The following is a 12,660-nucleotide window of genomic DNA, read 5'->3' as shown; positions in this document are numbered from 1 at the left end:
CGGCATAACACCGACCATCAAGAAGGAGTTGAAGCGGCGCAATGCCATAGAGCCGATCATTGGGCACCTGAAAAGTGAGGGCCGGTTGGATAGAAACTTTCTCCGAGGTGTGCTCGGTGATCAGTTGAATGTTTTGATTTCAGGGATTGGCTACAACCTCCGCCTCATCTTAAAGAAGCTGAGGCTTCTTTGGCTGCTTTTCTGGATACAGACCTTTAGACCACCCCAGGAATCAGCCTTGGAACCCGCCAATCAAACAGGTTTTGAACGATCGACGTTTTAGCAATCACCATTTGAGTGATCAGGGCGTTTGTAAAGATTTTGATACGCACAAGAAGCATTCATCTATTCACCATAACGGGTTATCATCCTACCTGTATCACAGTTCTTACCAGGAACTGGAGAATACATAACGACACTGATTCTCCCAAAAGCTTTGTATATGGAATAACCGATGGACATACAACCACAGGTTTTTATCTTAGGCTGCCCCCGTTCCGGCACTTCATTACTCGCAGCCTTACTTGAAGCTCACTTTGGTGTGGTTGGACCTGTAGAACCTCATTTCTTGCCCTATTTTCATCCCTGGCGAAATTACTGGGGAGATCTCAAACATTCAGACAATCGATCAAGACTTCTTGATGCTATCTTTGGCTTTTCAGAACTATGGGTCCCACGAAATAATCCAGGACAAGATTTACAAAAAATAACCCCGCAATCTCTTCTTTCGCTCAAAGCTGAACGAGATGATATCATCAATCAAAGTCATGATTATTCAAGCCTTTGTCATGCTGTCTTTTCCAAATTCAGCCATCAAAATGGTGGTCAGGGCTGGGTAGATAAAAGTGCGTATTACGACCCAATGCAACTTTCATATATATTAGATGTCTTCCCTCAAGCACGTATCATCCATATTGTAAGAGATGGTCGAGATACCGCTATGTCCTGGCAAAAAACATGGTTCCACCCCAGCTCCCTCTCTGAGGGCATGTGGTTATGGAAAAAGCATAGCACGCACTACCATGAATTTTGTTTACAACACCCGGAGAATACGATTGAGATTCGCTATGAAGATCTGCTGGAAAATATTTCGGAAATCATGGGCAGCCTTGAACGGTTCCTAGGAACAACCAAAAAAAAGGAGGTTCAAGCCTTAACAGACACTAGCCTAGGAAAAGCCCTTTCCATTAACCCTACACACCAGCTTATGCAAAAAGGAGTTGTGAAAACGAATAAGGAAAAGTGGCGCACACAAATGCCCCAAACAACCATCCATCAACTCGAAAATATCGCACAAAAAGAATTGTTACAGTGGGGTTATCCCATCACACCTAAGCAAACGGATAAATCGACGCCTACAAACGCAACGACACCCCTCTTTTTATGGAAACGTTATCTCCTCCTAGCTAATTACAAGAGATGGGCTAAATGGGCTATCCCCCCTGTCTTAATGATAGTTCAAAGATTTATGGTCAAACGCCCTAAGTACTGAATTTTATACATTTTCAATATCATCGTATGTTGTTAGTAAACAGCCCACATACTCGTAAGTACAAAGATTTGATTATATAGAGAGTACACACAGGTTCACACTAATCAGCCCATTGTTCTCTGGTGATTAACAACTTATGAAAATGTGAGAAGCGCTTTTATTTCGCTGATCATTCTACAGTGTTTAACCGCATGTAAATATACGAAAAGTTATCTTTTGAAATGTGCTAAATTGCAAGTTTTGCTCTTTTATTGGTTCAAACTCTTGCAATTTCAGGATGGAAAAACCAAGCCTCGTCTCAATCCCCTGGGGGATCTGTTTCGCACCACCTTGAGCATCTGGTTGATGCGAGCTACGAATAGGTGATTTTGGCGAATCATATGGCTGAAAGATTGCGTTGAACCGCTCTATACCGATATAGACCACCATTTAATCCCATACGCAGATGGTTGGGTTGACTCTGTTTTAATCGATGCATGGACTCTCTAGGGAGGATATGGTTAACCACAGGCCGGAGAATCCTAACTGGCAACACTTGTGCGGAGCGACATGTTGTATCCATGAGAAATCTAGCATACGAAGCGGCCTGTCCAAGTGGTGCAAACGGGTTGGCAAGGAGGGGCTAGAACAACTTTTGGAGAAAACTAGAAACCTTGGTCTTCCATTTGGTGGGATGAAGTTGTCCAGCCTCAAACGGGTGACAGTGAACTGTACAGTTCAGCGCAAGAACATCGCGCACCCAAAGGATGGCAGAGTTTTCAATCGGAGCCGGGAGTGCCTTGTGGCTTTGGCCGCTCCTTTCTCCATAGGGTTGCGTCAGAGTTATGTCCGCAAAAAAGGCCTGCAAACGGCGCAAAAAGCTGGCCGTCATGCCCACGCCAGACAGATGAAACGTATGGGCCACAAGGTGCGCAGGCTCAATACTTGGTTGAGCCGGGTGGTTAAAGAGTTATGCCACAAACTACCCGAGTAGGATGCCAATGCTCAGATGATATTGCACAAGAAACTGATCCTGACGGAACGTTTAGTGGGATAGAAACGCACGGACAACAACAAGCTCTACAGCCTGCATGGGCCACACACCGCTTGCATTGCCATGGGTAAAGCCCATAAAAAAGTATGAGTTTGGCAGTAAGGTCAGCGTAGCTATAACCAATCGGGAAGGTTTTGCTCTAGGGATGCTCCCTGTTCCAGGCAACCCCTATGATGGACGCTCACTGGCTTTGGCTCAATCAGCCCGCTTATCCGAGATACGGGCCAAGTGCGATTATGTGGGCCAAGCCTACTGAGGCCACAAAGTCACCAAGAGTACCGTTTTCATTTTCAGGCAGAAACGCGGCATAAAACCGATCATTAAGAAAGAGTTGAAATGCCGGAATGCCATTGAGCCGATAATTGGCTACCTGCAAAGTGGAGGGCGGTTGGATAGAAGCATCTTCCGAGGTGTGCTTGGTGATCAACCGAATGCCCTGATGACAGAAATTGGCTACAATCTCCGCTTCACCCTGAAAAAATAGAGTTCTTTTCTTTTTCTCTGCTGAATAGCTCAAAGCTTATCCCATAAATCTGCTCTGGCCTTGCTGCTTAAAAGATCTACAGAACGATCGATAAGCTAGGCATTGCGGACAACAACTTTATAGAATGAACGCATCATACCCATATAATAGAGTACATCTGACACAGAACGAATTTTTGTTAACTGGTTGAAAATATATGGAAGGTTCCAGTAATAGGCCTTTAACATCCGATTTCTGTGTTCCACCAACTCTTGGGCACTAAAATTTTTTAAGCGCCAAGGAGGGGGCGTCTCAGCAAAAATTTGATAATCATCCCAAGGTACTCCTTCCAAATAGCCTGCAGACTTCATTTCTGTATACTGTGCCGTCCCAGGAAAAGGGGTTATGATCCCCATGCCAACGATATCTGGGCGCAGCTCTCTCATGAGCTGGCCCGTCGAAGCAAAATCTTCTTCAGTCTCTTCAATATCAGACCCGAGGATGAAGGTGCCTTCTACGATTGGAATACCTGAACGTTTTGCCATCGTAAATGCTTCACGGATCTCTTCAAGCGTAGCATTTTTAAGGATTTTATCTAAAACTCTTTGCGAACCTGATTCAACCCCAAAGCTGATTTTCTGACAGCCTGTTTCAGCCAGAGTTTGAAGCATTGCTGCATCAACTGTTTTAACATGTCCATTTACATGATAGCCCTCAATACCTACCTTAGGCAAACCAAGTACCAGCTCTTTGACACGTGATTTTTTAAAGGTAAATGTCGAGTCATTGAACACAACACAGTTGGTCCCATATTTCTTAACGCAGGCTTCAACTTCGCCTAAAACATGTTGTGGTGTCCGGTAGCGGACTTTTCGTCCATGGGTAACTTCTACATTGCAGAAGGTGCATCTAAATGGGCACCCCCTAGAGCTGTCAACTTCAATAATATTCCAGGTTTTACGGGAGAGGCCACGTACAGAGTGTTTGTTGAGATAGAGCTCTGAGGGCAGCAAATCACGGTTGGGGTAGGGAATCTTGTTGACATCAGGAAAGTCGCGGCATCCTGTTAACATCGGTTTACCATTTTCACGGTAGACTGTTCCTGCTATGCCAATAGGCGCATGACCTTTTTCTAGAATATCTAAGATTTCAGGTAGAGTTTCCTCTCCTTCTGTGACAACACCCAGGTCAAATTCAGGTGCTTCATTTAGGGTTTCAATGGGAAGAACCGTGATATGAACACCACCTAAAATTGTATAAATATTCTCATCGATTTCTTTAACCCAGCGTGCAAATAATTTTCCAAAATTCATGGCACTGGTTACGCAAGAAACACCAATAACTTGAGGTTGGAATCGGCGAATTCGCTCTTCCACAAGTTCTCGTTCCATGGGTTCAACAACAAAATCCCAAAGCTCAACCTCATGACCTCTCTCTTGGCAAGTTGAAGCTAAATAGGCCAAGTTAACAGGGTATTGGGCCGCTGTAAGCAAGGACTGTTTTGCGGTGTCTTGCATTTTAACTAGGGCAATACGCATGTGTTGTATCCTGCTAAGAAAAGAATGAAAAATCGTGAGTATGAAAGCTCAACAAAAAGTCTTGGTAGAAGGTGATATGGTTTTACTATCTATCAAAAAACAATGATGTACAAAATAAATCTATTTATTTGGTGGAAGAAGGGGTTATGCAGCCTCTTTGACAGAGCTTGAGTTTATCCACCTTAAGTAAACCCAGCTTATTCCACCAATTAGAATAATGGCAATGAGAACCCCTAAATGTAGCCAAACTGCAGCCTGTAAAGAGGCTTCCTCCTCTATATTATAAGGTGAAAGAGCCATGATAACGGCTAATTCAAAGATGCCTATATGACCTGGTGCCATAAAAATTAGGGTCGATAAGTTAATTAAACAGACCACACCAATAGCAGCTGTTATGGGAATATCAGGAAGAAGAAACATCAGTGCAACTATATATGCTGTGATTAATACGCCCCAAACAGTGAGTGTAACAAAAAATATTTTAATTCTTTCAGGTGCTGATCCAAATGCTTGTAATCCCTCTAACAACTGAGAGCACCACTGAACGGCACGAGGTCTATTACCTAAGGCTTTGGGGCAAATTTGTTGGTTTTGCAACTGCTTGGACAACCATGGTGTCATCAAAAAAAATACAAACAGGAGTATGCATACCCATGGAAGCATGGGGGTGATAAAACTTGGTATATTCTGGTCTGTTAGTGTGTAGATCCAGATGAGTAGAAGAGCTGTCAGGATCAAAATATCTGCAATCCGTTCTGTAACCATGAGTGCAAAAGAGTGGAATGAGCAACCACCCTGTTTACGAACCCAAAGTGGGCGCACCAACTCTCCGCTGCGAAATGGGGTAAATGTGGCCAATAAAAAAGACCAACCATACACAGCCGTTATGGTTTTCCAGTTGAAACGAATTTGGCTTTGAAGCAGCAGACCCCAACGATAAGTACGGATGAGTGTGGCTAAGCTAAGGCCAACAACAAGAGTGCCAATAGCTAACAGTGTCTGCCAAGAAATATGTGCCAACCAACTGTCTAGAGGTGGCCAGTTGTGTATGGCTTGTGACAGGATCCAAATTGCAATAACCCATAAAATCAGACTTATATGTGTTCGATTAATTTTCAAACTTTTATCGCCTTGATACCTGTTTAGTTTCTATTGAATCAAAGTTTATGCTTGGTTAAGCATGCCGATAGAGGGTGGGCGAGTGGCGGATGCGAACGACAGCCAAAGTAGACCACACTTTTCTTATGCATTATAAAAACCTACTCCGGTTTCTTGGTAAGTATGTTGCTTGTTTAGTGAGGGGGAGTATCGCTCAATCCATTTTTAACGTTGGCAAAGGACTATTATGACTTCCAAGATTATACCTCTTATTTCGGTAGTTATCCCCTGCTTTAATGAACAGGAAGTCATTGAAATCACCAGCCAACGGTTAATGGCAACGTTTGAGCCTTTAGACGCATACCGTCTTCAAATGGTTTTTGTAGATGATGGAAGCCAAGATGCAACACGGCAGATGTTAGCCAAAATGGCATTAGATGATGCGCGTATTAAGGTTGTAACTTTTTCTCGGAACTTTGGTCATCAAGAAGCTGTGACTGCAGGGTTAATGCATTCAGATGGGGATGCTGCGGTTGTGATTGATGCTGACCTTCAAGATCCTCCTGAAGTTATCCCTGAGATGATTGAGAAATGGCAGCAGGGCTACCAAGTCGTCTATGGCGTGCGCAGGGCGCGTAAAGAAGGGGTTTTAAAGCGGGTTGCTTATTTTAGTTTTTACCGTCTGCTCAATACGCTGTCTTCTATAGAAATCCCTATGGATAGTGGTGATTTTGCTCTTATGGATCGCTCTGTTCTGAATGTTCTAAAACTATTGCCTGAAAAAAACAGATTTGTTCGTGGGTTGCGGGCCTGGGCAGGGTTTAAACAAACGGGGCTACCTTATGAACGGGCTGCACGGGAAGCAGGTGAATCAAAATATTCTTTCTTTAAACTGGTGAAGTTGGCGTTTGATGGTATTTTTAATTTCTCAACACGACCATTACGACTCATTCTCATCTTTGGGTTGATGCTGTTTTTCTTTGCTGGAGGCAGTGCTGTTTGGCTGTTGTTAAGGCGAGTCTTTGATATCACTCTATTTGGTAGCTCTCCCTCTGATGTTCCTGGCTATGCTTCTCAAATGATCGTTTCTTTATTGTTTCATGGCGCTCAGCTTATCGCCATTGGTGTGTTGGGGGAATATATTGGCCGTATTTACCAAGAGGTCAAGCAACGCCCATCCTATGTAATTGAACAGATTGTAGAAAAAACATCTTCCCAATTAGAGGATAAAATAACCCGCTAAGCAGTCGATTGTTCAGAAGCCTGTTTAAGCAACAGGTATACGGTTTGAGTTTCTAGTTGGGGTAAAAGCAAGTTGCCAGAAAGGCAGCCAAAGATTTCTCTGTTTTTTCTGGATGATGTAGAGGTTTTAGCCAATCCCTACCATCAGGGTATTCTATTAATCACTGAGCACACCTCGGAGTGAATTTCTATCCAACTGATGGGGCAACACTTTTCTGGACGGTTTTTTACGCAGAAACTGAGAATGCCAGATCACACTGTTCAGGGGTCAAATATNGGGCTGCACGGGAAGCAGGTGAATCAAAATATTCTTTCTTTAAACTGGTGAAGTTGGCGTTTGATGGTATTTTTAATTTCTCAACACGACCATTACGACTCATTCTCATCTTTGGGTTGATGCTGTTTTTCTTTGCTGGAGGCAGTGCTGTTTGGCTGTTGTTAAGGCGAGTCTTTGATATCACTCTATTTGGTAGCTCTCCCTCTGATGTTCCTGGCTATGCTTCTCAAATGATCGTTTCTTTATTGTTTCATGGCGCTCAGCTTATCGCCATTGGTGTGTTGGGGGAATATATTGGCCGTATTTACCAAGAGGTCAAGCAACGCCCATCCTATGTAATTGAACAGATTGTAGAAAAAACATCTTCCCAATTAGAGGATAAAATAACCCGCTAAGCAGTCGATTGTTCAGAAGCCTGTTTAAGCAACAGGTATACGGTTTGAGTTTCTAGTTGGGGTAAAAGCAAGTTGCCAGAAAGGCAGCCAAAGATTTCTCTGTTTTTTCTGGATGATGTAGAGGTTTTAGCCAATCCCTACCATCAGGGTATTCTATTAATCACTGAGCACACCTCGGAGTGAATTTCTATCCAACTGATGGGGCAACACTTTTCTGGACGGTTTTTTACGCAGAAACTGAGAATGCCAGATCACACTGTTCAGGGGTCAAATATCCGATGGTTGAATGCTTTCTCTGGCGGTTATAAAAGACCTCGATGTACTCAAAGATGGCCTGCTTAGCCTCTTCATGAGAGTTGAAAACAAAACCTCCGATCAACTCAGTTTTCAATGTGCCAAAAAAGCTCTCCGCTGGTGCGTTATCCCAGCAGTCTCCAAGACGGCTCATGCTTTGGAGATATCCCTTCTCTTTGAGCAGGCCAGTGAAAAGATTAGATGCGTACTGGCTTCCTCTATCGCTATGGACCATTAAGCCAACTGGTGGCCTACGCTTGAAATAGGCCATTCTTAAGGCATCCGTTACCAGTGATGCTTTGGTCGTGATGTAGGTGATATTGCCCACATAGGCCTGATCTGGTTGCTCAGCGGTAAATTCACGGTTCAAGTGGTTCGGAGCCACGGGGAAAGAGTGACTGGAATCTGTCGTGATAACCTTGAAGCATCGTTGGGCTTTGCATTCCAGGCCTAGCTTACGTTTGATCCGGGCAACTCGTCTCCTACTGACGCGAACACCTTGCTCAATCAAACAGCGCTGTATACGCCTGGAGCCGTAGGTTTCTCAGCTTCCATGAAAGATCTCAACGATCCATTCTCCTAAAAACCTGTTTTCCTCTGCCCTGGCTGATTCTCGCCGGTTGAGCCAGCCGTAATAGCCACTCTTAGAGACATCCAGCACGCAGCAAAGGTGTTCTACTGAATGGTAACGCCTTTGCTGCTGGATAAAAGCGTACTTTACTGGATGTCCTTGGCAAAGTACGCGGCGGCTTTTTTTAAGATGATTTGCTCTTCTTGTAACCGGGCTAACTCTTTACGCAGTTGCTTGTTCTCATTCTGGAGTATAACCATCTCAGGCGACTTGCCACCTGCTTCTTTGGCCTGCGCTTGTGCTTGCCAGTTGTAAAGATTCTTTGGATTGACATCCAACTGCTCAGCAATCTCAGGCACGGATTGATCCGTGCTGTTCATCAGCTCAACTGCTCGATCCTTGAACTCTTGGGTATACCGTTTCAATTGTCGTTTGCTCATCAAGACACCTCCTCTATGCGGGCGTTCTATTCTCCCTCAGAATGGGTGTCCAGAAAATACCATGTAGGCATCTTTGCTATTCTGGAGTCACACCTCCAACCAGAACAGGAGATTTCGACATGGCAGACAACACGGTTAGTGCACCCAAGTTTGAACGCTTTCTGCCCGGTTTTGGAAATAGCCTGGTTTATCTTGGCATGGATGTCCATAAGCGCAGCTGGAGCATTGCTCTAACCAAGGCCAGACGGACAAATGAGTGATCTTACGATGCCTCCAGAGCCTGATACCCTGGTCAAAATGATTCAATCTTTACCTGTGACTATTGGTATGATTGCACAGGAAGCAGGCCCAACAGGTTATGGTTTAGCCCGTGCCCTTCAGTCTGCTGGATTACCGGTCACTATAGCAGCGCCCAGCCGTATTCCACGTCCGGTCAGTCCAACAAACAAAACAGACCGGCTCGATGGCAGGAAATTAGCCGAGTTTGCTGCATCTGGCCTTTTGCGCCCTATTGCTATTCCTTCTGAGCATGAAGAAGCGTTCCGTTCGTTAGTCGTCGACGGCATCAACTGACAGATTCGCTACGCCGCAGTAAACAGCGTATTCGAAGCCTGCGGCTCATCAATAATATTCCAGAGCCAGAAAACCTGGATAGATGGGGAAAGCAGTCCATCGCATGACTCTACAGGCTCCAGACAACACCAACGATCCGCCAAACCCTTAATAGCCACCTGCGGGCGTTAGAGTTTTTCTCAGCTGAACAGGCTCAAGTAGATTCACAAATCCACGCCCAATCGATTACTTGTGGTCAACAGCAGTGCATCAAACGCCTAAAAACAGCATGTGGTGTTGGTAACGTTACAGCAGCTACTTTTGCCGCTGAGTTGTTCCATTCAACACGGCTCCGCCGTGGTGAGGAATTCGTATCATATCTTGGGTTGGCTCCAGTGGTGCGCGAGAGCGGAGATAAAAAAGACCGTGGACGGTTGCGTTCAGTTGGCCAAAAAAGATGATGCGGCCTGTTGATTAAAGCAGTGTGGGTATGGTGTCAAAAAGAGCCCCAAGCTAAAAAGGGATATCAACCGTTAAGATCCAAATGTCGGAAAATAAGACAAATCCTGCTCAAGTCCCAAGACCATGCACGGTGGATCACATCATACGAACATAACGATACCGGTTATTCCATTAACAGTTAAACAGGTGATTAACAGAAGAAAGAAACACGATAAGATCATTTAATTTTGTACCCGTCATAACAAGCATGACTATACACTAGGGGGTGGGTCCATAGATGTCCCCAGAACTTCAGAATCTGAGGGAAAGAGGAGGTATGATCTACCTCCGTCTGGCTCTTATTGCCTCGACATGGATAACCTGACAAAGCCCCTTTGTAGGGGGTGGCCCACAACTGTTGGTTGTGGGCCAATACGGTGTACTCCGATTATTTGAGAATTGGTTTTAGCTCAGATTTAACGCCGATAAAGCGCCCGCTGTGTTTTTAACAGTGTCTGTGCCTCTACCTCCCTGGCATTCATGCGCCAATTTTTTGTGGTGACAATAGTGTGTAGGCTCTGCTGTTGTCACGCTACTACTTCCAAATGGCTGTACCGGCCGGTAGCTCGACCATTTTAGAGAGTTGTGCTTGATCATAAAAAATCTGTATTAATACTTTATCATGACGGGAACAGTTTTTCTTGATGATCGGCTTATACTTTTTACGTGCATCAGCAATCTTCTTTTCCAGCAGTTTTTTAATGTTGTCAGGAAGGCTCTTATACTCTTCCATGGCACGATTATAGATTTGCCACCCTTTTTTAGTCTGGGTAGCAAACTTTGTCTGGGCATCCTCACACTTAATCTGGGCTAGCGTGACTGTTGGGGTCTTGTTGATAGATCTTGTCAGGCTGCTAATATCACTCCAGGCATCTGGCATGGTTTTTATTCCACAGTGTACGGTAACTGTGCGCTTGTACTTATTTCGGATCTTCCAGGCTTTTGCTCTGAAATCTAAAATATCATTCTCAGTTAAACGCTGATTTAAGGCTGATTTGCGTTTATCAACCTCAACACGCAACTTGTTTAGTTCAGTGATGAATTTTTTGGTCGTATTTTTACAAATAGAGGCGACAGGTTTTTTGTAGAGCGGTATATTTAAAATGAGATCCCTTATAAGTTTAAACGATCCCTCATTGCCTTTTAACAGCTGCGTTAAACCACAGATCGACACAAGGTGATCCAGACGAGGTTTAATATTTTGATCTAAGGTTGCCAGTAACTTAGATCTATCTTTTTTTGTCAGGCTTTGGTTGTGGTCGCGATTTATACGTTGAAAATCTAATAAAACGTCATTCTCTTCTTTTCCAATCGCTAAGGATTTTTTGCGACAAAACTGAGCTAAGTTAACTTTAGGTGCTTTATAAATGGCATCGCTGATCGCCAATTGATCTTGGTAAACCTGTTTTGTTTGGGTCGCGCTGCAGATTGCTTTAATCCCTAGATATAGGGAGGCAACCTCTTTTTTATAGCGTGTCGCTAAATGAACCATCTTTGCTTGAGGGAGCTTGTTTTCCCAGTTTTTTAGCTCTGCATTGACATCGCTTTTTAGTTTGGCTGACGCTTTATTATATTTGTCTAGGCTGCTCGTGCACTTAGTGTTTGTTGCTGCTGCAGTGCTCTTTGCCGCAGAGGCGTTCTTTTTTTTAGTTTTCACACCAGCGGTGGGCACTTTAGTGACTTCAGTTTGAAACTGGGCCATCTTCTTTTTCATTTGGTTGGAAACCGCGGTTGGACAGCTCTGAGCAACAGGCTTGTACAGAGGGTCCAGAAATCTCTTTTGTACGTTCAAATAGGCATTCTTTAGGGAGGCCGGTAGGCGTTTATTATGCCGACGAAGTTCAGTTTGTAGATCGCTCCGAGCTTGGTTGATTCGTGCGGTTAGTTTGGCGCTGGCCTTGTTGCAACCTTCCATAGATTTAGAGATTGCATGAGCCTGGGGTGATGCCTGAAACAGCAGCACCATAAACACGATGACCGCTATGATAGAAAGGGAATTGATTCGGTTGTATGATAGCATTTTTTAGTCGGCGGATGATTTAATATCCACCCCTCATAGTTTTTAATCGAGATTACCCAAGTAGCCCACAATGAGCCACCATTCCGGCCGAAATCGTCTCCGAAATCCACCCTGACGCACACCCAAGGACGCCGTTGATCCCGTCGGAGGCAATCATTGCGTCAAATCAGCCCTGCCTTGCGTTGATTTCCAACTGATTCCCTCATTCCGGGCGCACTTCTTCTGGCGATTCCTCTCGATCCGTCACCATCACCCTTACGCAGGGACAAGATTCCAACTTCGAATTCGGCTCAGGATTAAGATGAGAGTGTTGCTTTCTTGCCCTTAGCTAAATTGATCTGCTCAGCGTAAGCCTGGAAAGTCATCATGCAGCCCAACACAGTGACACATAAGGCCATGTAGAGAGGCCTAAGTTTTTTATGACATGAAATAAAAACATAATAACTTTTCTTTTCATTAGTATGATTTTTTAACAAAGAGTAACGGATCGGTAGAGTAACTGGACAAGTGCAAAAGCTTTATTGATCCGTGCATCATCAACGAGCATTAAGAGTAATGTGTTTTGTGGTCACTCAAAACAAAAAACTAGAGGTTAAGTAATATTACCTATAAGGTGTTCAATTGATCTGCGAGAACTGGGGGTGGCCTTGTAAGAGAGTAATATGGGGAAGTTGATGATGCCGTTATTCACTACAAAGTAAGCATAGTCAGTCTAAAATAAATTTAGACAAAGTGTAGTATATA

The 12,660-nt window shown here is 44.2% G+C and carries 10 protein-coding genes and 2 pseudogenes; 7 read left to right on the top strand and 5 right to left on the bottom strand.

Annotated features, from left to right (window positions below; genetic code table 11):
- From V5T57_RS20265 to V5T57_RS20255, 3 genes and pseudogenes are all read left to right on the top strand, one after another.
- Positions 1–283 (top strand): annotated as a pseudogene (locus V5T57_RS20265) (IS5/IS1182 family transposase); the annotation flags it as partial.
- 171 nt (positions 284–454) lie between these two features.
- Positions 455–1,492, top strand: a complete 1,038-nt coding sequence (locus tag V5T57_RS20260; protein WP_332893093.1) for a sulfotransferase family protein — start codon at positions 455–457, stop codon at positions 1,490–1,492.
- A 781-nt stretch (positions 1,493–2,273) separates the two neighbouring features.
- A complete protein-coding gene (locus V5T57_RS20255; RefSeq protein WP_332893092.1) occupies positions 2,274–2,465 on the top strand; it encodes a hypothetical protein in 192 nt (63 codons plus the stop codon).
- 268 nt (positions 2,466–2,733) lie between these two features.
- On the opposite strand, the gene V5T57_RS20250 is transcribed toward V5T57_RS20255, so the two are convergent.
- The 3 genes from V5T57_RS20250 to V5T57_RS20240 form a co-directional block, all read right to left on the bottom strand.
- Positions 2,734–3,042, bottom strand: coding sequence for a hypothetical protein (locus tag V5T57_RS20250; RefSeq protein ID WP_332893091.1), 309 nt, complete (start codon positions 3,040–3,042; stop codon positions 2,734–2,736).
- 62 nt (positions 3,043–3,104) lie between these two features.
- The gene (locus tag V5T57_RS20245) at positions 3,105–4,526 is read right to left on the bottom strand and encodes a B12-binding domain-containing radical SAM protein (protein ID WP_332893090.1); all 1,422 of its coding nucleotides are present in this window, start codon (positions 4,524–4,526) and stop codon (positions 3,105–3,107) included.
- A gap of 144 nt (positions 4,527–4,670) precedes the next feature.
- Positions 4,671–5,645: a lysylphosphatidylglycerol synthase transmembrane domain-containing protein gene (locus V5T57_RS20240; protein ID WP_332893089.1), complete on the bottom strand. Its 975-nt coding sequence runs from the start codon at positions 5,643–5,645 to the stop codon at positions 4,671–4,673.
- A 226-nt stretch (positions 5,646–5,871) separates the two neighbouring features.
- On the opposite strand from V5T57_RS20240, the gene V5T57_RS20235 reads away from it, so the two are divergent.
- A complete protein-coding gene (locus tag V5T57_RS20235) occupies positions 5,872–6,867 on the top strand; it encodes a glycosyltransferase family 2 protein (RefSeq protein WP_332893088.1) in 996 nt (331 codons plus the stop codon).
- Positions 6,868–7,764: 897 nt separating this feature from the next.
- Here the strand turns inward: V5T57_RS20235 and V5T57_RS20230 are convergent.
- A pseudogene (locus V5T57_RS20230) lies at positions 7,765–8,843 on the bottom strand (IS3 family transposase).
- A gap of 119 nt (positions 8,844–8,962) precedes the next feature.
- Here V5T57_RS20230 and V5T57_RS20225 point away from each other — a divergent pair.
- The 3 genes from V5T57_RS20225 (at position 8,963) to V5T57_RS21040 (ending at position 9,856) form a co-directional block, all read left to right on the top strand.
- A complete protein-coding gene (locus tag V5T57_RS20225) occupies positions 8,963–9,103 on the top strand; it encodes a hypothetical protein (protein WP_332893087.1) in 141 nt (46 codons plus the stop codon).
- On the top strand, positions 9,096–9,416 hold the full coding sequence (locus tag V5T57_RS20220; RefSeq protein WP_332893086.1) for a hypothetical protein: 321 nt from the start codon (positions 9,096–9,098) through the stop codon (positions 9,414–9,416). Before V5T57_RS20225 ends, V5T57_RS20220 begins: the two co-directional genes overlap by 8 nt.
- A 134-nt stretch (positions 9,417–9,550) precedes the next feature.
- Positions 9,551–9,856: a transposase gene (locus V5T57_RS21040; protein ID WP_442918250.1), complete on the top strand. Its 306-nt coding sequence runs from the start codon at positions 9,551–9,553 to the stop codon at positions 9,854–9,856.
- A 575-nt stretch (positions 9,857–10,431) separates the two neighbouring features.
- Here the strand turns inward: V5T57_RS21040 and V5T57_RS20215 are convergent.
- Positions 10,432–11,868, bottom strand: a complete 1,437-nt coding sequence (locus tag V5T57_RS20215; RefSeq protein WP_332893085.1) for a hypothetical protein — start codon at positions 11,866–11,868, stop codon at positions 10,432–10,434.
- Positions 11,869–12,660 lie beyond the last annotated feature (792 nt).

It is taken from the genome of Magnetococcus sp. PR-3 (assembly GCF_036689865.1).
Lineage (GTDB): Bacteria > Pseudomonadota > Magnetococcia > Magnetococcales > Magnetococcaceae > Magnetococcus.
This window is presented reverse-complemented; position numbering and strand designations above follow the sequence as displayed.

Coding starts and splice junctions, on each gene's coding strand:
- V5T57_RS20260 (WP_332893093.1), top strand. CDS start 455: ATGGACATACAACCACAGGTTTTTATCTTAGGCTGCCCCCGTTCCGGC.
- V5T57_RS20245 (WP_332893090.1), bottom strand. CDS start 4,526: ATGCGTATTGCCCTAGTTAAAATGCAAGACACCGCAAAACAGTCCTTG.
- V5T57_RS20235 (WP_332893088.1), top strand. CDS start 5,872: ATGACTTCCAAGATTATACCTCTTATTTCGGTAGTTATCCCCTGCTTT.
- V5T57_RS20225 (WP_332893087.1), top strand. CDS start 8,963: ATGGCAGACAACACGGTTAGTGCACCCAAGTTTGAACGCTTTCTGCCC.
- V5T57_RS20220 (WP_332893086.1), top strand. CDS start 9,096: ATGAGTGATCTTACGATGCCTCCAGAGCCTGATACCCTGGTCAAAATG.